At 69.5% G+C, this 18,825-nt stretch carries 16 protein-coding genes; 5 read left to right on the top strand and 11 right to left on the bottom strand.

Going from position 1 to position 18,825, the window contains the following annotated elements:
• Window positions 1–4 precede the first annotated feature (4 nt).
• From RNB18_RS16410 to RNB18_RS16395, 4 genes are read right to left on the bottom strand one after another with little or no spacing between them, the layout of a single operon-like run.
• Window positions 5–2,920 (bottom strand): Tat pathway signal sequence domain protein, encoded by a 2,916-nt coding sequence (locus RNB18_RS16410; protein ID WP_311714810.1) that lies wholly within the window; start codon window positions 2,918–2,920, stop codon window positions 5–7.
• Between the two features lie 9 nt (window positions 2,921–2,929).
• Window positions 2,930–3,796, bottom strand: a complete 867-nt coding sequence (locus RNB18_RS16405) for a carbohydrate ABC transporter permease (RefSeq protein WP_311714809.1) — start codon at window positions 3,794–3,796, stop codon at window positions 2,930–2,932.
• The gene (locus RNB18_RS16400; RefSeq protein ID WP_311714808.1) at window positions 3,793–4,746 is read right to left on the bottom strand and encodes a carbohydrate ABC transporter permease; all 954 of its coding nucleotides are present in this window, start codon (window positions 4,744–4,746) and stop codon (window positions 3,793–3,795) included. Before RNB18_RS16400 ends, RNB18_RS16405 begins: the two co-directional genes overlap by 4 nt.
• Before the next feature lie 13 nt (window positions 4,747–4,759).
• The gene (locus RNB18_RS16395) at window positions 4,760–6,088 is read right to left on the bottom strand and encodes an ABC transporter substrate-binding protein (protein ID WP_311714807.1); all 1,329 of its coding nucleotides are present in this window, start codon (window positions 6,086–6,088) and stop codon (window positions 4,760–4,762) included.
• Window positions 6,089–6,402: 314 nt separating this feature from the next.
• Between RNB18_RS16395 and RNB18_RS16390 the strand changes: the two genes are divergently transcribed.
• Both RNB18_RS16390 and RNB18_RS16385 read left to right on the top strand, forming a co-directional pair.
• Window positions 6,403–7,410 (top strand): hydroxyacid dehydrogenase, encoded by a 1,008-nt coding sequence (locus tag RNB18_RS16390; RefSeq protein WP_311714806.1) that lies wholly within the window; start codon window positions 6,403–6,405, stop codon window positions 7,408–7,410.
• A 271-nt stretch (window positions 7,411–7,681) separates the two neighbouring features.
• Window positions 7,682–8,650 carry a LacI family DNA-binding transcriptional regulator gene (locus tag RNB18_RS16385; protein WP_311715217.1) on the top strand — a complete coding sequence of 323 codons (969 nt, stop codon included), beginning with the start codon at window positions 7,682–7,684 and terminating at the stop codon, window positions 8,648–8,650.
• A gap of 108 nt (window positions 8,651–8,758) precedes the next feature.
• Here RNB18_RS16385 and RNB18_RS16380 read toward each other — a convergent pair whose 3' ends face one another.
• Window positions 8,759–9,544 (bottom strand): DUF899 domain-containing protein, encoded by a 786-nt coding sequence (locus tag RNB18_RS16380; RefSeq protein ID WP_311714805.1) that lies wholly within the window; start codon window positions 9,542–9,544, stop codon window positions 8,759–8,761.
• 223 nt (window positions 9,545–9,767) lie between these two features.
• Window positions 9,768–10,463 (bottom strand): NADPH-dependent F420 reductase, encoded by a 696-nt coding sequence (locus RNB18_RS16375; RefSeq protein WP_311714804.1) that lies wholly within the window; start codon window positions 10,461–10,463, stop codon window positions 9,768–9,770.
• A 168-nt stretch (window positions 10,464–10,631) separates the two neighbouring features.
• Between RNB18_RS16375 and RNB18_RS16370 the strand changes: the two genes are divergently transcribed.
• Window positions 10,632–11,861, top strand: coding sequence for a PP2C family protein-serine/threonine phosphatase (locus RNB18_RS16370; protein WP_311714803.1), 1,230 nt, complete (start codon window positions 10,632–10,634; stop codon window positions 11,859–11,861).
• 13 nt (window positions 11,862–11,874) lie between these two features.
• Here RNB18_RS16370 and RNB18_RS16365 read toward each other — a convergent pair whose 3' ends face one another.
• The 4 genes from RNB18_RS16365 to RNB18_RS16350 all read right to left on the bottom strand — a co-directional run bounded on the left by RNB18_RS16365 (window position 11,875) and on the right by RNB18_RS16350 (window position 16,435).
• Window positions 11,875–13,635, bottom strand: coding sequence for a serine/threonine-protein kinase (locus RNB18_RS16365; protein WP_311714802.1), 1,761 nt, complete (start codon window positions 13,633–13,635; stop codon window positions 11,875–11,877).
• 163 nt (window positions 13,636–13,798) lie between these two features.
• Window positions 13,799–14,065 (bottom strand): Sec-independent protein translocase subunit TatA, encoded by a 267-nt coding sequence (gene tatA / locus RNB18_RS16360; RefSeq protein WP_311714801.1) that lies wholly within the window; start codon window positions 14,063–14,065, stop codon window positions 13,799–13,801.
• Window positions 14,066–14,136: 71 nt separating this feature from the next.
• Entirely contained in the window at window positions 14,137–15,843 is a 1,707-nt protein-coding gene (locus RNB18_RS16355; RefSeq protein WP_311714800.1) for an LCP family protein, read from the bottom strand.
• Window positions 15,844–16,081: 238 nt separating this feature from the next.
• The gene (locus RNB18_RS16350) at window positions 16,082–16,435 is read right to left on the bottom strand and encodes an ArsR/SmtB family transcription factor (protein ID WP_311714799.1); all 354 of its coding nucleotides are present in this window, start codon (window positions 16,433–16,435) and stop codon (window positions 16,082–16,084) included.
• Window positions 16,436–16,696: 261 nt separating this feature from the next.
• Here RNB18_RS16350 and RNB18_RS16345 point away from each other — a divergent pair, with 261 nt between their 5' ends.
• Complete coding sequence (locus RNB18_RS16345; protein ID WP_057617750.1) at window positions 16,697–16,963, top strand: GlsB/YeaQ/YmgE family stress response membrane protein; 267 nt, start codon at window positions 16,697–16,699, stop codon at window positions 16,961–16,963.
• Window positions 16,964–17,394: 431 nt separating this feature from the next.
• Complete coding sequence (locus RNB18_RS16340) at window positions 17,395–17,658, top strand: GlsB/YeaQ/YmgE family stress response membrane protein (protein WP_057617751.1); 264 nt, start codon at window positions 17,395–17,397, stop codon at window positions 17,656–17,658.
• 129 nt (window positions 17,659–17,787) lie between these two features.
• Here RNB18_RS16340 and RNB18_RS16335 read toward each other — a convergent pair whose 3' ends face one another.
• Window positions 17,788–18,825: a squalene/phytoene synthase family protein gene (locus RNB18_RS16335; protein ID WP_311714798.1), complete on the bottom strand. Its 1,038-nt coding sequence runs from the start codon at window positions 18,823–18,825 to the stop codon at window positions 17,788–17,790.

The raw sequence follows: 18,825 nt of genomic DNA, 5'->3' as shown, positions 1-18,825 counted from the left end.
TGGATCAGCCCCGGTACAGGACAAGTGTGCTGAGCGGCCCGAGCCTGGGCCGGTGTCCCGCGCCGACAGTCTTCCCGGTGACCAGGTCCCGTGCGGGACCGAAGGCGGGGCGTGCGGGCAGGGTGACCGTCTTGTCGGTGCTGGTGTTCATGGCGATCAGGTAGTCGCCGTACTCGCACAGATAGAAGGGAGCGCGGCCGACGAGCATGGTCTCGACCCCGTCGAAGTGGACGCCGAGGGTGGGGTCGGGGACGTCGTCGGGTACGGGGGCGAGGTGGTAGACGTCGCCTTCGAGGGCCTGGTGGAGGGCGTCGCCGGGGGGCGGGAAGCCGCCGGGCGGTATGTGGGAGGCGCCGGGGTCGTTGATGGCGTAGTCCCACAGGACCCAGTCGCGGGCGGTGAAGGTCTGGTCGGTGGTGCCCGCGGAGCGCTCCCGGACGGTCGCCGAGCGCTGGTCGACGGGGGTGACGTGGTGGACGCGGGCGTAGTTGTTCACACCCTGGCGGGAGCGGAAGTAGAGGGAGGCGAAGAGGAGTTCCGCCCCGTTCTTGACCGCGACGCAGCCGTTCTCCTCGTCGGTGAGGACGAAGTCGGGCCGGTCCCAGGCGGTGGGGATACGGCCGGGCCGGGCGGGCATGGACTGGAACTCGGGAAAGTCACGCGAGAGGAAACGCAGGGCGTTGAGGCCGACGCGGGTCCAGGGGTGGGTGGCCTGGAGGTTGAGCTGTGGGTAGAGCTGGCCGTCGGCGACCATCTCCTGCGTCCAGCCGACGATGTCGGGGTCCTTGAACACGGCCGCCGACATCACGGGGTTGGAGTCCCAGGCGGTGCGCGAGGCGTAGGCGGTCTCGCCCGGATAGACCTCGTTGCGCCAGCCGATGACGGTCTCGATACGGGAGATCCGGCAGTGGTCCTTGTCGACGTCGATGACACGGAAACTGCCACGTGCCTTGGTCATCCTGACCATCTGCTCGCGCAGTTCGGGTGCTTCCTGGCCCTGGTGCCCGCGCGTGACCGACTCGTACATCATGACCAGCCAGTCGACGACCTCGCCGTAGCTGCCGACGTACCCGAGTTCGCGGGTCAGGCCCGCTTTCGTCACCTGGTAGTAGCTGTCGCCGAGCGGCTTGGTCGGGTTGCCGTCGGCGTCCTCCGGGCCGAGGTAGGGGACCATGCCGATGGACTGGTACAGGTAGTCGCGGGCCCTGTCCTCGGGCAGGGCCAGGTCCGGGGCGAGGAGCTTCAGGCCGCGGTTGGTCTGGTAGAGGCCGATCGCGCAGATCTGCGCCTGGTTGCTGTAGTGCGGGAAGTGCTGTCGCCAGTAGTCCCGGCTCGACCTGAGCATGTCGACGTAGGCGTCCTGGCGCGCCGGTGGCACGGGGGTGGTCGTGTCGGCGGGGGCGACGAGGGTGACGTCGTCGAACCAGGTGGTGCCGGGACCCGACAGGCGCAGATGCATCTCCATCTGGGTCGCGCCGGTCGGGGTGGCGAAGACGAGCGTGACGTACTCCCAGTCGTGGGTGCCCTTGCTCGCGTACACCTTGTGGTCGCTGCCGACCAGCTTGCCGTTCGCGTCGTAGAACAGCGGGTCGATGTGGGCGCCGAGACCGGTGACACCGTCGGTCCTGATCCAGGCGCCGTAGGTGTAGGTGCCGGAGCCGACTTTCACCCTGGCACCGGAGTTGACGTAGCTGTAGCCGTTCGTGGTGCCGACCTGGAGCTTGAGCGAGGCCGTACCGGAGCGGGAGACGGTGGTGTCACGGGCCCAGGTGCCGCCGCCGGCGGCGGCCCAGCCGGGCATCTGCCAGGCGGTGGGCGTGTCGGCGCCGTTCTCGAAGCCGGGGTTGGTGATCGCGTACGGCGATCCGGTGACCTGTGCGTCGAGCTGGTTCCCCAGGTGCTCCCACAGCAGGGCCAGCACCAGGCCGACCCGGCCGAAACCCTGCCACTGCTGGTCGGAGCCGGTCATGACGGTGGCGTCGGACTTCCAGGCCAGGTAGCGGCCGTCGATGGCCTGGAGCACGCGGTCCAGGGCGGCCGGGTTCTGGTGCGCGGGACTGCCGGACCACAGGTAGCCCTCGGCCAGCGACTGCATCGCCCAGCCGTCCAGGGTGGCCGGGTCGGCGGTGGTGAGGAGGTCCCTCTGGTCCTTCTGCACCCGAGCTCTGATGGCGTCCAGGACCTCTTCACCGCCGGTGCGGGTCTTCGGGTCGGGCGCGGTGCCCTGGACCTCGCCCTTGGGCGGCACGAAGCAGGGGTCGGTGTGGGTGTAGACGCGGTAGATGCCGCGCGAGGGCGTGGTCATGGTGCGGTAGAGCTGCGAGGCGTCCTGGCCGTAGGACCAGATGCGGCCCATCGCGCGGATCTCCAGCGTCACCTTGTCCTTGCCGGCGGTCATCTTCTCCGGCAGCGGCAGCGTGTGGAAGAAGAAGCGGCCCGGGGTGCGCGGCGCGGTGTCGAGGATGTCGAGGCTGTCGACGGCGCCCTGGTCCTCATAGCCGACCTGCTTGCCCTCGCAGAAGAGCTGGAGGCGCCACATGTTCGTACCGGAGGCCGCCTCGTCGGAGGTGTCGTCGTGGTCGTCTCCCCACAGTCGCACCGTGACGTAGGTGGTGCCGGTCGGGTGGACGGCGACGTCGAACGTGAGCGTGCCGCCCCAATAGGACGCCGGGACCGTGGGGTTGAGGACCCGTGCCGGCTGGCCGAGACCGCCGGTGACCGTGTCGGAGAGGGTCGCGGTGAGGCTGTGTGCGGTTTCGGAGTCCGCGTCGCCGAGGACGACGATGTCCAGGAGTGCGGGCTCGCGCGTCCCGAGCGGCGCGGCCGCCGCGGGGGCCGACGGCAGTCCGAGCACGGCGACGGCGGCACCCGCCGTACCGGCGTACTTCAACACCTCACGACGTCCGGGTGAGTTGGGCATGGCGTTCCTTTACTTGAGGCTGCCCATGAGGATTCCGCTGCGCCAGTACTTCTGGAGCGCGAACATGAACACGGCGAGCGGGATGATCGACAGCAGGGATCCGGTGAGGACGAGGGTGTTCATGTCTCGGGAGGTCTGCGCCTGTTGCACCCAGGAGAAGAGGCCCAGGGTCACGGGGAAGGAGCGCTCGCCGTTGAGCATGAAGAGGGGGAGGAAGAAGTTGTTCCAGATGTTGACGAAGTCGAGCATGAAGATGGTGATGCCGCCGGTGCGCATCAGCCTGAGCGCGATCGACGCGAAGATGCGCAGCTCGTTCGCGCCGTCGATGCGGGCCGCCTCCATCAGCTCCGTGGGCACCGAGCTGTCGGCGTAGACCTTGCCGAGGTACACGCCGAAGGGGTTGATGAAGTACGGGATCAGCACCGCCCAGACGGTGTTGGTCAGGCCGATCTCCGCGAAGACGAGATAGAGCGGGAACGCCAGCAGGGTGCTGGGCAGCAGTGAGGCACCGACGATCATCCCGAACAGGGCACCGCGGCCCCGGAAGCCGAACTTCGACAGGCCGTATCCGGCGGCGAGCGAGATCAGGGTGGAGCCCGCGGCACCGACCGTGGAGTAGAGCACGGAGTTGAGGATCCAGCGGCCGAAGACCCCGTCGTGGTAGTCCCAGACGGCCTGGAAGTTGTCCGCGAGGTGGTTGGAGGAGAACCAGAGGCCGAAGGTCGAGTACAGGTCGGTCTGGTTCTTGGTGGACGACACCAGCAGGAACCAGGTGGGGGCCAGGGAGTAGAGCAGGAAGACGATCAGGAGGCCGGTGGTGAGGGCCACCGCGCGGCGGGTGGGGCGCGCACCGCCCCCGGTGGCGATGCTGCTCATGACATCTTCCTGTTCGTGACGCGGTAGAAGACGAAGGCGAGGATGCCGGTGACCGCCGCGAGGACGAGCGACTCGGCCGCCGCGTACTGGTAGTCGCCGGTCTTGAACGCCCGGTCGAAGATCTCCAGCATCGGGGTGAAGTCGGTACTGATGGACTCCGGCGCCACATAGCGCAGGAACAGCGGCTCGGTGAACAGCTGGAGCCTCCCGATCAGGGAGAACATGCCGGTCAGCACCAGGATCCCGGTGATGTTGGGGATCTTGACCGACCAGGCGATCCGCCACTCCTTCGCACCGTCGAGACGGGCGGCCTCGTACAGCTCGCGCGGCAGCGCCTGAAGCGAGGCGGAGATCAGGATCATGTTGAAGCCGATGCCCTGCCAGGTGAGCAGATTGCCCAGCGACACATACGTGTTGAGGCCGCCGAAGAAGTCGAAGTGCAGGCCCGCTCTGTCGGCCATGTCGAGGATGGGGCTGGCGGTCGGGCTGTAGAGGAACAGCCAGATCAGCGTCGAGACGACACCCGGGATGACGTACGGGATGAGCAGGCCGGCGCGGAAGAAGCGGACCGCTCGGGCGGCGATGCCGTCGAGGAGGAGTGCCAACAAGAGGGAGATGCCCAGCATGACCGTGATCTGCGCACCGCCGAACAGCAGGGTGCGCAGTACGCCGGTCCAGAAGGTGCCGTCGGAGAGGATCGACGCGAAGTTCGAGAAGCCCGTGTAGACGGTCTTCGTGGGACCGAAGCCGATGCCGCTGCTCTTCTTCTCGTGCAGGCTCTGGCTGAAGGCGTAGGCGATCGGCAGGACGTAGGTGAGGACGAAGCCGAGGAGGAAGGGGAGCAGGAACAGCAGGCCCTTGTAGGCTCCCCGGCTCCCGGTCCGGCGGGGGGAGGTCCGTCGGACCGGGGAGTCGGTGGCGACCTTCGGCGGTCGTGTGAGGGTGGACAAGGCAGTCTCCCGATCAGCCGGCCGCGACGGCCTTGACGCCCTTGTTCTTCAGGTCGGCGAGCACCCAGTCCTGAAGGTCCGTCAGCATCGCCGTGACGGTGAGCTGCTTCTTCATGACCTTGCCCCACTGCTTCTGCATCTCGGAGTACATGGCCGCGTAGTCCGGCCCGTACTGCCACTGCTCCCCCACTCGGGACGCGGCCGTCGTGATCACCTGTGCGCTGTCCGACTTCCCGTTGAACATCTCCGTGGGGATGATCTTGTCGACGTACGGCGATACGTCCTTGACCGCCGGGAAGAGCCCGGACTTGGACGCGGGGTCGGTGAGCGCGGTCAGCGACTCCTTGCTGCTGGACAGCCAGGTCGCGAACTGGGCGGCGCGGTCCGGGTACTTGCAGCCCTTGAGTACGGCGGTGACGTCGAAGTTGCTGGACGTCTGCGGCTTGGCGGTGTCGAACACCGGCGCGTCGGCGAGCTGCCACTTCCCCTTGGACTTGGGGAAGTTGGTGTCGTAGATCGGCAACTGCCAGGTGGAGGTGGTCATCAGGATGGTCCTGCCGAGGTCCCAGGTCTTGAAGACGCCGGGGTCAGCGTAGGAGGCGTTGGAGGCGAGGTTGTTGTCGACCAACTGCTGGACGACGTCGGCTGCCTTGAGCGCCTCGGGCGAGGTGAAGCCGATCCCCCAGTGGTCGCCGGCGATCCTGTACCACTGTGCGCCGGCCTGCCAGGACAGGTCGACGAGGGTGCTGGGGTCCTCGCCCGCCATGTTGAAGATCTTGACGTTCTTGTCCTTCTTCTGCACGGCCTTGCCCGCGGCGATGACGTCGTCCCAGGTCTTCGGGGCCTGGACGCCGTACTTCGCGAGGAGATCCGCCCGGTAGGCGGTGAACAGCGGGGAGGAACCGGTGGGGATGCCGTATGTGGCACCGCCCGGACTCACGGCGTTCCAAGCGGGTGTGGTGTAGCGGGACTTGTACGGGGCGGCCTGCTTGGTGATGTCGGTGAGCAGTCCGTCGGCGGCGAAGTTCGCCAGGTTCATCCCGTCCATCTTCGACAGACACGGCGCGTTGCCCGAGGTGATCGCGGCACGCAGCTTCTGGTAGACGGTGTCGCCGGCCGCGTTGACGTACTTCACCTGCGTCTCGGGGTGTTCCTTGTTCCAGACCGCGACCTGCTGCTGGATCCCCTCGGTCCAGCTCCAGAACTCCAACTGCACATCGCCCTTGGTGGTCTTGGCCGTCGAGTCGGTGTCGTCCCCACCTCCGCAGGCGGACAGGACGAGGGACAGCGAGAGCGCGACGGCCGCACCGGCCACGGCTCTCGTACGCATGGTGGTGCTCATCGGTCCTCCGGGAGGGGGCGGGCGGGACAGCGCCGGCGAGGAAGGAAACGGATTTAGTAACCGTTTGCTGGGTGGACGGTAGGACCTGTGGGCAGCTTTCGACAAGGGGAAGGGACTCATATGTTTCGCCCAGCTTTCTCCGAGGTGGCCAAACACTCCCTCTACCTGCCTTTTCTCCTCATGTCTCGTCCTCGGGGAGCGGAAGGGACGGCGCGGAACTCACCTCACGACGAGCATTGACCGGTCGACAGAACTGTCCCTAGGCTGGAATACGTTTACTGAAACCAGGTCCCTTGAGCCGGAGATGCCAGCCCATGCCGCAGCTGCCCCGCGCCGTGTTCGCCATGAACCCGGTGCACCTTCCCGAGCTCTTCCCGACCCGGCTCATGGCCCGGCTCCGGTCGCTCGCCGGCATCGATCCCACCCTGGTCGTACGGGACTTCGGCGATCCCGACGTGGCGGGCGCCCTGGCGGAGGCGGAGGTGCTGATCACCGGCTGGGGCTGTCCGCCCGTCGACACGGACGCGCTGGCGGCAGCACCCAGGCTGCGGACCCTGCTGCACGCCGGCGGAAGCGTGCGCGACTGGGTCGGCGAGGCGGTCTGGGAGCGCGGCATCGCCGTCTCCAGCGCGGTGGGCGCCAACGCCCTGCCGGTCGCCGAGTTCACGCTCGCCTCGATCCTGCTGGCCGGGAAGGACGCCTTCCGGCTGCGGGAGCGGTTCCGCGCCGAGCACGTCTTCCCGGCCACCGGCGACCACGCCGCGGTCGGCAACGTCGGCAGACGCGTCGGGATCATCGGGGCCTCCCGGGTGGGACGCCGGGTTCTGGAGCTGCTCCGGCCCTTCGACTTCGCCGTGTCGCTGTACGACCCCTACGTCGACGCGTCCGAGGCCGCCGCCCTGGGCGCCGTACCGCTGCCGCTGGACGAGTTGCTGCGGACCGCCGACATCGTGAGTCTGCACGCGCCCGACACCCCCGAGACCTACCGCATCCTCGACGCCCGGCGGCTCGCACTGATCCCCGACGGCGGGGTCCTCGTCAACACCTCACGGGGCGCGCTCGTCGAACCCGGCGCGCTCCAGCGCGAGTTGGTCAGCGGGCGAATCAGCGCGGTGCTCGACGTGACGGAACCGGAACCGCTGCCCGCGGACTCGCCGCTGTACGGGCTGCCGAACGTCTTCCTCACCCCGCACATCGCGGGCTCGCTCGGCAACGAGCTGGAACGGCTCGGGCGCACGGTCGTGGACGAACTGACGCTGCTCTGCGCGGGGTTGCCGCTCGCGCATGCGGTGCGCAGGGCGGATCTGGTCAACAGTGCCTGATGCGGACCGGGCGGTCTGACTTCGGCGGCAGCCGTGACAGCCATCCGCAGTAAACGCTTACTGGCCCCGACAGAGCGCTTTCCGACCGACGGAAGTCACAAGCCTGAGCCGGTGCAGTAACGTCGGAGTCGTGACGGACGAGGAAGAGGGGCCAGTCGGCGCCCAGGAGCCGAAGAGGGCGAAGCGGAAGAGGAGGCCGGCGGACAGGCCCAGCACGATCCGCGACGTCGCCGCGAGGGCCGGTGTTTCCGTAGCAACCGTTTCCCGGACGCTGGCGGGCAACTACCCGGTGTCTGCGGAGACCAGGGAGCGGGTCATGGCCGCCGTCGACTCCCTCCACTACGTCGTGAACGTCCACGCCAAGGCGCTCTCCGGCCGGGTCGCCGGGCCCATCGCCCTCGTCCTGCGTGACATCACCGGCCCCTCCCTCGCCCATGTGGCGGCGGGGGTGGAAGAGGAGGCCGGCAGCCGGGGCCGCCTCAGCCTGGTCTGCTCGACCAAGGACGACACCAAGCGCGAGGACGACCTGGTCCAGCTGATGCGGGAGCAGCACGCGGCGGCGGTCCTCCTCGTGGGCGGCACCGTGACGGACGACGCCTATCACCGTCGTATGGCCGGCTATGCAAAGGCGCTGGACTCCGCCGGGTCCCGGCTGGTGCTGTGCGGCAGGCCGCCGCTGCCCGCGGGTGTACCGGCCACGGTCGTGGACTACGACAACCGCGGCGGTGCCTTCCAGGCCACCGCGCACCTGCTGACGGCCGGCCACCGGCGTGTCCTCTTCCTCGGCGGCGCGCCGGGCTTCAGCAGCGCGGAGGAGCGCCGCCTCGGCTACCGCGACGCGCTGCGCGCCCATGGCGTGCCGCACGCCGACGAGCTGGACACGAGCGGGGACTACACCCGCGCCTCGGGTTACCTGCGCACCCGGGAAGCGCTGAGCGCGGGCGTCGGGTTCACGGCGGTGTTCGCGGGGTCCGACGTGGTCGCGCTGGGGGCGCTGGCCGCCCTGCGCGAGGCCGGACTCAGCGTCCCGAGCGAGGTCTCCGTGGTCGGCTTCGACGACGTCCCGTTCGCCGCCGACCTGACCCCGGCCCTCACCACGGTCCGGGTCCCGTACGAGGAGCTGGGCCGCACCGCCGTACGCCTAGCCCTGGACCGCGAGGTGGGGTTCACCTCCGACAACCACGTCGTGCTGAGCACGCAGCTCGTGATCCGGGATTCGGTGCGTCCGCCTGCCGGCTGAGAGAGCGCTGTAAAGCGGGGCAGCGGTTGTCGGGGACGCCGACAGGTACGTCCTTCGAAGGTCAGAGCGGCGCCGGGCCCCTTCGCCGGCGCCGTCGACGAAGGCCTGTCAGTGGTGGTGACCGCGTCGGCCGAGGGTCTGCACCGGGGTCGCGCCGGGGCGGGTCCACTGCGGCACGGGGCGGCCGGTCGGGCCCCAGGTGGGGTTCCCCTCCGCGTCGGAGCGCCAGGTCCAGCACGCACCGCGTCCCTTGGGCCAGCCCTCGGGGTTGTCCTCCCATGTCTCGCCACGGCCGTAGGGGGTCATGTCGAGCAGGCCGAGGGAGCCGCTGACCCGCTCGTTGCCACGGCCCGTCGTGGAGTAGGTGAGGAACGTGCGATCGCCGTCGCGCAGGAAGCAGGTGAGGTACCCCATGTCACCGCCGACCGGCCCGTCCACGCCACGCACCGAGTACCAGGGCTGGGAGTAGCCCATGAACTCGACGTAGGAGGCCACCTCGTCCCATGGGCCCGTGGTCACGATGGCGAACGAGACGCCGCGCGCGTTGAGGTAGACGGCGTCCTTCAGGTGCCAGGCCGTGGTGGTGCAGCCCTCGCACTGCCCCTGGTGCGGAGCGCCGTCGTACCACATGTGCTGGTAGACCACGAGCTCGTCGCGCCCCTGGAACAGGTCCAGGAACGGCACCGGGCCGTCGGGGCCGACGACCTCGACCGTCCCGTCGAACTCCACCATCGGCAGCCGGCGGCGAGCCGCGGCGATGGCGTCGCCGTCGCGGGTGTGGGCCTTCTCGCGGACCAGAAGCTCGTCACGGGCGCTCTGCCAGGTGGCCAGGTCGACGACGGGCGGGCGGTCGGGCAGCGCGGTGCTCGGGTCGTCGTCCGGTGTGGTGGTCATGGTTCCTCCGTGATGTCTGGTCGTACGGTCGCTATGACGGTCTCCGGAGCAGACTCCCGACCCGGCCGGAACTCATCGCCGCGAACGGAAACCCACCAAGCCCCTGGGCTCAGCGCGGCGCCAGGCCTTCCACGCGCCGCATGAGCTCGAGCCGCCCGGACCGCACCCCTCCGCCGTTCGAAGCCCTGCTCAACGGCTCACGCCGGATCAGTGGGCCCCGGGGTCAGCGGCCGGGCCGGGCCCCCTGGATGTGGAAGTTGAAGTCGCCGTGGCCGAGCGTGCCGTACAGATGCAGCCAGATCGGCAGGAGCATCTCGACGCCGCGGGCGGTGGTGATGTCGCCCAGGTCGATGACGCTCGCTTCGGGCCAGCCGAAGGAGCCCAGCAGTGCCGTGACGGCCTTCTTGGCCCCGGTGTCGTCACCGCTGACGAACACGGTGTGCTCCCCCGCCACGCGGGCCGGCTCCACCATGACGAAGCAGTTCATGGTGTTGAGGGTCTTGACGACCTTCGCGTCGGGGAAGGCCCGCTGGATGCGCTCGCCGAGGCTGTCGGTGCTGACCGGGTCCAGCGTCGGCCGCCCGGCGGAGAAGTCCAGCGGGTTGGCGACATCGATGAGGACCTTGCCGCTCAGACGGGGTGCGCCGGCCGCTTGCAGGGCATCGAGGCTCCGCTCGCCCGCGGTGGTGTTGACGACCGTCTCGCCGAAGGCCGCCGCCGCCTCGAAGGTCTCCAGACGCACCTGGTCGTGGTCGGCGTGCCACTGGGCGAACGGCGGGTTGCCCATGCCGTCGGGTTCGGTGCGGGCGAGGGTGGCCCCTGGATCGCGGGTGCCGATGACGACGTCGTGACCGAGGGAGGCGAGTTTGCCGGCCAGCGTCCGGCCGACGATGCCCGTACCGAGGACTGCGTAACGCATTCGAGTGGGTCCTTCCGGGACTCGGGCGAGCGGCCGGGGACCGCGCCCATGAGAAAACCAACCATGTCGTTCGCTGTCGCGTGATGACGGTAGCTGTCGAGGCTGCGGCCCATTCCCCTCTATCGTGGAAAATCACATCATGATGGCTCGTGTCGAGGCAGGCTGCACATGAGGAAACCGCAGATCGATTACGCGGCGGTATTCCGGGCTCTGCCCGGCATGGTGGCGTTGCTGACGCCCGAGCTGGTGTATGTCGACGTCAACGACGACTTCCTACGGCTCACCGGTCGCGCCCGCGAGCAGTTGCTGGGCCACTACATCTTCGACGTCTTCCCCGAGAACCCCAATGATTCGGCCGCGGCCGGGATGCGGGAGACGCGGGAGTCGATGCTGCGTGCGGTGGCCACCGGGGAGCGCGACACGATGGCGGTTCTCCGCTACGACATCGAGGATCCCCAGCGGCCCGGCCACTGGCATGAGCACTTCTGGAGCCCGGTCAACGCGCCCGTCCTCGGCACCGACGGGAAGGTGAAACTCCTCGTGCACCGGGTGGAGGAGGTCACCGAACTCATTCGCGCCCGCGGCGGACCGGGCGGCGACAGCCGGGCACGCGTGCTGGAGGCCGAGCTGTACACCCGCGCCCGGGAACTCCAGGAGGTCAACGAACGCCTGCGCAAGGCACACGCCCGCGAACGCGAGGTCGCCCTGGCTCTGCAGGAGGCCCTGCTGCCCGCCCCCGGACCCCTCGGCCACCATCAGGCGGCCGTGCGCTACCGGCCCGCCGTCGGCTCCCTGAACGTGTGCGGTGACTGGTACGACCTCGTCGACCTGCCCGACGACTGTCTCGCGGTGGCCGTCGGTGACGTGGTCGGCCACGGCCTGGCGGCCGCCTGCGTCATGGGCCAGCTGCGCAGCGCGCTGAGCGCCGCCACCCGCGTCGCCGACGGCCCTGCCCGGGCTCTGGAGGCGCTCGGGCTGTACGCCCGCTCCGTCGACGGCGCCGAGTCGACGACGGCGGCGACGGCCTTCGTCGACTGGGGCGAGCACACCCTCACGTACAGCAGCGCGGGCCACCTCCCGCCCGCCCTGCTCCACCCCGACGGCACGGTCACCTTCCTCGACCGGGCCACCGACCCGCCGCTCGGTGCCAGCCTCGAACACACCATCCGTCCGGAGGCCATCACGCCCTTCGACGAGGGCGCCACGCTGGTCCTGTACACCGACGGTCTGATCGAACGCCGCACCGAGGACATCGACACGGGGCTGGCGCGCCTCGCCGACGCGCTCACCCGCCACCGCCGCGCCGACCCCGAGGTCCTGGCCGACGCGCTGCTGGCGGACCTGCTCCCACCCACCGGCAACGCCGACGACACCGCTCTCGTCGTCATCCGCCTGTGAGACCGAACGGCCCTCAGTCCTCCGCGGGCATGACGCGGGTCACCTTGCCCTTGGTGTTCGCCTCGAGGTAGCCGGTCTGGCTGTACTCGTTGCTGAGGTAGACGGCCACGCCGAGGGGGGTGTCGAAGATGTCGTTGGGCTGTCTCACCATCACGTAACGGGTGTTCGGATGGTCGACGTTGAGCTTCTTCCGGGCCTCTTCCAGGAGCGTGGGCATCTTGTCCCAGTTGAAGCCGTCGAGGCGGAAGGGCTGGTCGCCGCCGGACAGGGTGCCCTTGATGATGCCCTTCTCCACGCCCTGTCCCGGACGGTAGGTGTAGGTGTCGTACTTGCTGTCGCTGCCGTTGACCATCAGCTCCGCCGACGCGAAGTCCTCGTAGACGGTGAAGTCGCCGAACCTGTCCCGGCCGGTCTCCTGCTGCAACGCCTGGATGGCGGTGCGGATGCCGCCGGGGGTGAGCAGGTTCGTGGTCGTCGTGTCCTTCGACTGCTGGACGGCCGGGGCGGCGGCCGGGGAGCCGGTCGGCTCGGGGGCCGATGTGACGGAGGAGGAGGCAGAGTAGGAGGAGGCGCCGCTGTCCGCCGCGTCGCCCGATCCGCCCGAGTCTCCACCGAAGGGCAGCAGCCACCACATCAGGACCAGGGCGCCGGCCAGCGAGGTTCCCGAGACGCCGAGTAGGACACGCGGTCCCGGCCGGCTCTTACGTCCCGCTCGGACGGGCGAGGTCACCGGCTGGCCGTGCCCGGCGGGGACGGGCGGCGGCCCGAATCCGCCGGGGCCTGCTGCACCCGCCGGAGCGGGGGCTCCGGCGAGGGGAGCCGTGTGCGGGGCGAAGGCCCCCGGGTACGCAGGGGCCGCACCGGCGGACGGCGGGTTCAGCGGGTACGGGGTGGTGGACTGCGGCCACGCGGTGACCGGACCGGTGGACCCCGACTCGATCTCGGCCAGCCGTCGGTCCAACACTGCGGACGACGGCCGCACCGCCGGATCCCGTACGAGCACGCTCATCAGTACGTCCCCCAGGGCACCGGCCAGCACCGGCGGCGGCACGTCCTCGTTGAGGACGGCGGCGAGGGTGGCCAGGGTGTTGCCCCGGCGTAGCGGGTGGTGGCCCTCCACGGCGGTGTACAGCATCATCGCGAGTGACCACAGGTCGGAGGCGGCACCGCCCTCGTGGCCCGAGATCCGCTCCGGTGCCATGAAGTCGGGGGTGCCGATGATCGAGCCGGTGACGGTGAGGCTGGTCGTCTCGCGGATCGCGGCGATGCCGAAGTCGGTGAGGACGGGGCGCCCGTCGGACCTGAGCAGGACGTTGGCGGGCTTGACGTCCCGGTGCTGAATTCCGGCCTCGTGTGCGGCGGCCAGCGCGGCCAGCACGCCCCGGCCGATCCGCGCCGCCTCGGCCGGCGGCATCGGCCCCCGGGCCAGCCGGTCGGCGAGCGAGCCGCCGCTGACCAGCTCCATGACGATCCACGGGTAGGTGCCGTCGCCGCCGTCGACGATGTGGTGGATGGTGACGACGCCGGGGTGATCGATCCGGGCCAGGGCCCGCGCCTCGCGCAACACCCGCTCGCGCAGCATCCGCGCGCTGTCGGGGTCGTACTCGGCGAGGTCCCGGTCGGGCGGTCGGACCTCCTTGACCGCGACCATCCTGTGCAGCACCAGATCCCTGGCCCGCCAGACCGTGCCCATCCCGCCGCCGCCGAGACGGGCTTCCAACTCGAAGCGCCCGTCGACGACTCGTCTGCCGGGGACTTCGTCTGCCTCACTCATGGGCGGGAGCTTAGTGGCCCCCACCGACAGCGATCGCCGCCGCCCATGCCGCTCCGCGCCGCAACACGCCTCTGCTGTACGGCCGTTGGGCCCCCTGATCGACGGCGGGTTCTTCGACCATGCCGAGGAGACCGTCGCCCGGTCAAGGACGCCGTACGGAAGCTCAGTGGGCCGGGTCGTTCTCGGCCGTCGGCTGCGCTGCCGTGGTCTCTCCAGGCGCGGACCGGACGACATGCTGCTCGGACTCAACCGGGGCGGCGGAGGAGTGCGCGGTGCCGTCCTCCTTCATCGCCTTGGCCTCGCTCTTGAGGATGCGCATCGACTTGCCGAGCCCGCGGGCGGCCTCGGGCAGCTTCTTCGAGCCGAACAGCAAGATGATCATGACCGCCACGACCAGCAGGTGCCAGGGCTCCAGTCCGTTGCGCAGCATGCCGCACGTCCCTTCTCACACTCACGGTTGCCAACTTGCGCAACTGTACAACCGCAGCCCCCGTCCCCGCCTCACTCGTCGGAGTCCTTCTTGTTGGGCGCCGCCGCGTACGCCTGCTCCGGTGTCATCGGGACCCCGTTGAGGGAAACCGTCTTGTAGGGGCTGACCTTGGCGCAGGTCTTGGCCTCGTCGGCGGTCTGGGCGTGTGCGTTGGAGACCGCGGCCTTCGTGTCGGCGGGCGCCGGCGAGGCCGAACCGCCCGGATACGTGGTGCCGCTCGTCCAGTCGCTGCCGATCACCAGGGTCAGACCGGTACCGGCGCCCTCCTCGAGGTGTGAGGTGGACAGCCCGAGCGCCCTGGCGGCCGTCTGGGCCTCGGCCTTCCGACCGGTGCCGTAGGTGAGGGTGGTGGTGGTCGCCGGGCTCGGCGCGTTGGCGGTGGTCGTCGCGGAGCTGAAGCCCTGGCCGGTGAGCGCGTTCGCGATCGCGGAGGCGCGGCCGGTGATCTCGGTACCGTTCTCGACGGTCACGGCGATCTCGGAGGCGGGTACCGCCGAGGCCGTGGCCTTTGCGGAGGCCGCCGCGGACTTCTTGCCGGAGCCGTTGGTCAGGGACTGGTCGTCGGCGATGCTGGAGAAGAGGTCCTTGGCACCCGCGCCCACCACGACCCGGTTGGTGTTGTTGGGATCGGCGACGGTCTGCATGGTGGTGAAGGTCATCCGCTTGGTGGGGACCTTGTTCACGTCGGCCGCGAGCCCGATCAGCTTCTTGACGCTGCCGAGGCCGTCGTCCACGGTGAGCGCCTTGGTGGCGGCGTCCGCGAGGTCGTAGACAGCGGTGGGGTCGGTGAGCGTGCCCGCGCTCTTGAACTTCCGGATCATCGCGCTGAGGAAGATGTGCTGGGAGACCGTGCGGCCGAGGTCGCTGCCGTCCCCGAAGCCGTGGCGGGAGCGGACGAACTCCAGGGCCGCCTCGCCCTTGAGGGTGTGGCTGCCCCTGGACAGTTTCAGGTGCGAGTAGGTGTCGTACACGTTGTGGTCGACGCACACGGAGACACCGCCGACCGCGTCGGACATCTTGACCACGCCGGAGAAGTCGAGCTTGACGAAGTGGTCGATGGGGATGCCGGTGAGCTGGTGGATGGTGGCCACCTGACAGGCGGGACCGTACTGAAGGGCGCTGTTGATCTGGCCGTAGTAGCCGGACGTGGACTGGCCGCTCTCACTGTCCTTGCAGGCCGGGACGTCGACCATGGTGTCGCGGGGGATGCTCATGACGGTGGCGTTGGAGCGGTCCGCGGATATGTGCACCACCATCTGTACGTCCGCGTTGCCGTTTCCGGTCTGTACGCCGGTCTGGGAGCAGCCGCCGCCCAGCTTGCAGTCCGCCTTGCTGGTCCGGCCGTCCGAGCCCATGACCAGGATGTTGATCGGGGTGCGCCCGAACGCGTCGGCCTTCTCCGAACCGCCCTTGCCGTCGAGCGAGACGCTGTTGATGTTGCCGTTGAGGTGCTGGTAGAACCACCATCCGGCACCGGCCGTGGCCAGGACGAGGATCGCCAGACACATTCCGACGATCTTCAACACCCGCCTGCCACGCCGCACCGGGCGGGCCCGGCGACGCGAGCCCTTGCCACCGTGCGAGCGGGCCGCTGCCCGCGCCGCGGCCCGGCCTCCGGGCCGAGGCGCTCCGCCCGGCTCGTCCGCCCGCTGCTCCGGCACCCGGCCGGTGCGGCTGCGCGTGGCCTGACCGCCCGGGCCGTCCCACGGGTCGCTCATCTACCACTCCCAGGAAACGGTCGGGCCTCTCAGGCCGGGCCATGGGGTGGGCGGCCGGGCAAGCGCGGCGGAGTACAGGCAGGCCAAGCAGGAACTTCGGCCTGGGTTGCGTAGTTGCGCAATCTAACAAACCCCTGGCCCGGGCATCACAGAGCCCGCCAGATTTCACAGGTGAGAGATCTCATGGACGATCGCGGCAACCTTGCGGACATATTCGCCTTCACTTACGGAGGCGGAATCAAGGCATGCCCGAGACGGGGCCGCGCGCCGCGGCCGGGGCTGTACGGGCCGTGAGCTGGCCGACCATGACGCGGACCACGGTCACGATGTCGGGGTCGTCGACGTAATAAACCTGTCGGCGCCCCTCACGGCGGGAGCGGACGAGCCCGGCGAGTTTCAGTTTCGCCAGGTGCTGGCTGACCGCGGGCAACGCGCCGCCGACCCGGTCCGCGAGATGGGTGACGTCGCTCTCGCCCTGGGACAGCGCCCACATGATGTGCAGCCGGGCGGCGGAGGCGAGCAGTCCGAACACGGCGGCCGCTTCCGTCAGCACTTCGGCGGACGGATCCTCCCCACCGGCGAGTGTCGCCACGGTCCCCTCCCGTCCCGGTCACTGTCGACGCACGCGTGCTGTCTCAGTGTAAGGGCGGCGGGGCGCGGTCCACGAGAGCGCCTCCAGTTCATCGATTGCGCAATGTAATAAGCGTGTGAAAGAACATCGACGACTTGTCACCAGGCACGGCAGAGCTCCTTCGTCCCACTCATCAGTCCTTAGGCTTGCGCAATCAGGCAACTCGAAGGGTCGGCGCCCGGCGGACTTTCCCCGGTCCCGTCCCGACTGGAGGACTACAACGTGGGCATCATCGGCTGGATCATCCTGGGTCTGCTCGCCGGAGCCATCGCCAAGATCCTGCTGCCGGGCCGCGACCCGGGCGGCCTGATCGGCACCACCCTCATCGGGGTCGCGGGAGCGTTCGTCGGCGGCTGGCTCTCCTCGCGCTTCCTCGACCGCCCGGTGGAGAGTCACTTCTTCGACCTCTACACCTGGGGCGCGGCCATCGGCGGCTCCCTGGTGCTGCTGATCGGCTATCGCCTGCTGTTCGGGAACTCGCGGAACTGATCCGGCCCGACGGAAGGGCCATCCAGCGGCGTCGGCCACCATCGGGGCAGCGAGGCGCAGTTAGTACTCGATGAACAGGAAAGGGCCGCCGCGGCAGCCGACACGAGCGGCGCGAGTACGGCTGCCGCCGTGGGAAATCTGCCAGTCTTGGCCGGGGCCCTGCGCCCCTCGAGCGGCCGGACAGTCCTGGCTTGAGGGCCAGACACCACACCCTCTCGAAATCCGCGCGGTCCTCCCGGTTCAGGCCGGACGGGCTCTTCACACCGTCTCCCTGAGTGGCAGCCAGACGTTGACGCCGGAATCGGAGGCGATACCGGCACCGAAGCCTCCTTGCTCAGCGAGACGTTGCCAAAGCAATGGCCAAGGCTGTGGAGTGTGCACCCCTTCGGCGGGCACTCGTGCGTCACCAACTACAGAGGGGGTGACACCGCATGGAGATCTCAGGCGTGATCAGCGCGATAGTCATCGGCATCGTGATCGGTGTCCTCGGCCGGCTCGTGGTCCCCGGGCGCCAGCGCATAGGCATCCTGTGGACGATCCTGATCGGCATCGTGGCCGCCTTCATCGGCACGGGCATCGCGGCAGGCCTCGATGTCGCCGACACCGACGGGGTCGACTGGGTCGAGTGGCTGATCCAGATCGCCGTGGCCGCGCTCGGGGTGGCCGCGCTCAGCAAGGTGAAGGTGCGCCACTGACGGGTCGGCGCGTCCCGAAGGCGTGCAGATCAACCCAGTGCCGTCTGCCGGATCGCGCCGACCAGCCCGATCCGGTGGGCGGCGACCACTGCACGGATTCGGTCGCACGGGCAGTCCGACTAAGCCCGTTCACCCGTCGAGCGGTGCACTGCCCGTGAGTTGACGCCTCTCTCGGAGCAGGACGGCGACCGGCACGCGGATGCCGTAGCCCACCGCGCGCCTCGTGACGGACGTACCGGTGCTCTCGACACGGGCCAACTGGTGCTCGGCCAGGTCCAGCAGAGCCCGCTGCAATGGCCGGAAGCCCGGCACGGTGGAGTCCAGGAGAGCTCGCGAGTCGGTCAACGACTTTCTGGTCCTACGGCAGGTCAGGGCCACCAACTCCCTTACGGCCGGGGTGTCCTGGCCCTGCTCGAGGTCGGTGCGGGTGACGCCGAGGCGGTCCAGGTCCTCCTGCGGCAGGTAGAGGCGCCCTTCGGCCAGGTCGTCGGTGAGGTCGGTCAGGAAGTCCAGTCGCTGCAGACCTTCGGCGAAGGACCGGCAGCGGGACCGGAAGACCTCGTCGCCGCCGCCCTCGTACTGCAGGTCCTCGATCAGCATCAGGGCCGGCAGGGCGAGGTTGTCGACGTAGCGCTGGAAGTCGGCTTCGGTGGCGTGGCCGGTGAAGTGCAGTTCTTCGGTGGTGGCCTTGAGATAGGTGTGCACCCAGTGATGGGGCAGCCGCCGTGCGGCCACGGTGTGCAGGAAGGCCCGCAGGACGGGGTCGTCGGCGCGCCCGGACTCCAGCCCCACGGTGACCTGTTCGGCCCAGGCCCGCCAGCGGGGCAGGCGTTCGTGCAGCGGCCCCTGGTCGGCGAGGTCGTCGGTACGGGCCAGGAAGGCGTAGGCGGCGACCACGTGCGGGTGCAGTGCCGGAGCCACCAGCAGACGTACGGCGGCGTAGTGGGCGAGGATTCTGCGGGCGAAGACCCGCGCAGCCGTCGAGTAGTCCTCGCGCAGGGCACGTTCCCGCACACCGGCGGCCGTCAGCCTGCGATCCCAACTCGGCACGTCGTACCGCCCTTTCCTCTCCGACTCGGCCTGCCGGACCGCCACGGCCCCGATCGCGTACGGCGTCGAAAGGGCGGTCTGGGTGACCTTAGCCTTCTCCCAACTGCGGCCGTACAC

This window comes from Streptomyces doebereineriae (assembly GCF_031845645.1).
In the GTDB taxonomy this organism is placed as follows: domain Bacteria; phylum Actinomycetota; class Actinomycetes; order Streptomycetales; family Streptomycetaceae; genus Streptomyces; species Streptomyces canus.
The sequence above is the reverse complement of the archived record's forward strand: the minus strand, read 5'-3'. Positions and strand labels throughout refer to the sequence as shown.

Excerpts from the sequence above, each read along its gene's own strand:
- RNB18_RS16375 (WP_311714804.1), bottom strand. The coding sequence starts at position 10,463 with ATGCGTTACGCAGTCCTCGGTACGGGCATCGTCGGCCGGACGCTGGCC.
- RNB18_RS16390 (WP_311714806.1), top strand. The coding sequence starts at position 6,403 with ATGCCGCAGCTGCCCCGCGCCGTGTTCGCCATGAACCCGGTGCACCTT.
- tatA (WP_311714801.1), bottom strand. The coding sequence starts at position 14,065 with ATGCTGCGCAACGGACTGGAGCCCTGGCACCTGCTGGTCGTGGCGGTC.
- RNB18_RS16340 (WP_057617751.1), top strand. The coding sequence starts at position 17,395 with ATGGAGATCTCAGGCGTGATCAGCGCGATAGTCATCGGCATCGTGATC.
- RNB18_RS16365 (WP_311714802.1), bottom strand. The coding sequence starts at position 13,635 with ATGAGTGAGGCAGACGAAGTCCCCGGCAGACGAGTCGTCGACGGGCGC.
- RNB18_RS16355 (WP_311714800.1), bottom strand. The coding sequence starts at position 15,843 with ATGAGCGACCCGTGGGACGGCCCGGGCGGTCAGGCCACGCGCAGCCGC.
- RNB18_RS16410 (WP_311714810.1), bottom strand. The coding sequence starts at position 2,920 with ATGCCCAACTCACCCGGACGTCGTGAGGTGTTGAAGTACGCCGGTACG.
- RNB18_RS16370 (WP_311714803.1), top strand. The coding sequence starts at position 10,632 with ATGAGGAAACCGCAGATCGATTACGCGGCGGTATTCCGGGCTCTGCCC.
- RNB18_RS16395 (WP_311714807.1), bottom strand. The coding sequence starts at position 6,088 with ATGAGCACCACCATGCGTACGAGAGCCGTGGCCGGTGCGGCCGTCGCG.
- RNB18_RS16380 (WP_311714805.1), bottom strand. The coding sequence starts at position 9,544 with ATGACCACCACACCGGACGACGACCCGAGCACCGCGCTGCCCGACCGC.
- RNB18_RS16405 (WP_311714809.1), bottom strand. The coding sequence starts at position 3,796 with ATGAGCAGCATCGCCACCGGGGGCGGTGCGCGCCCCACCCGCCGCGCG.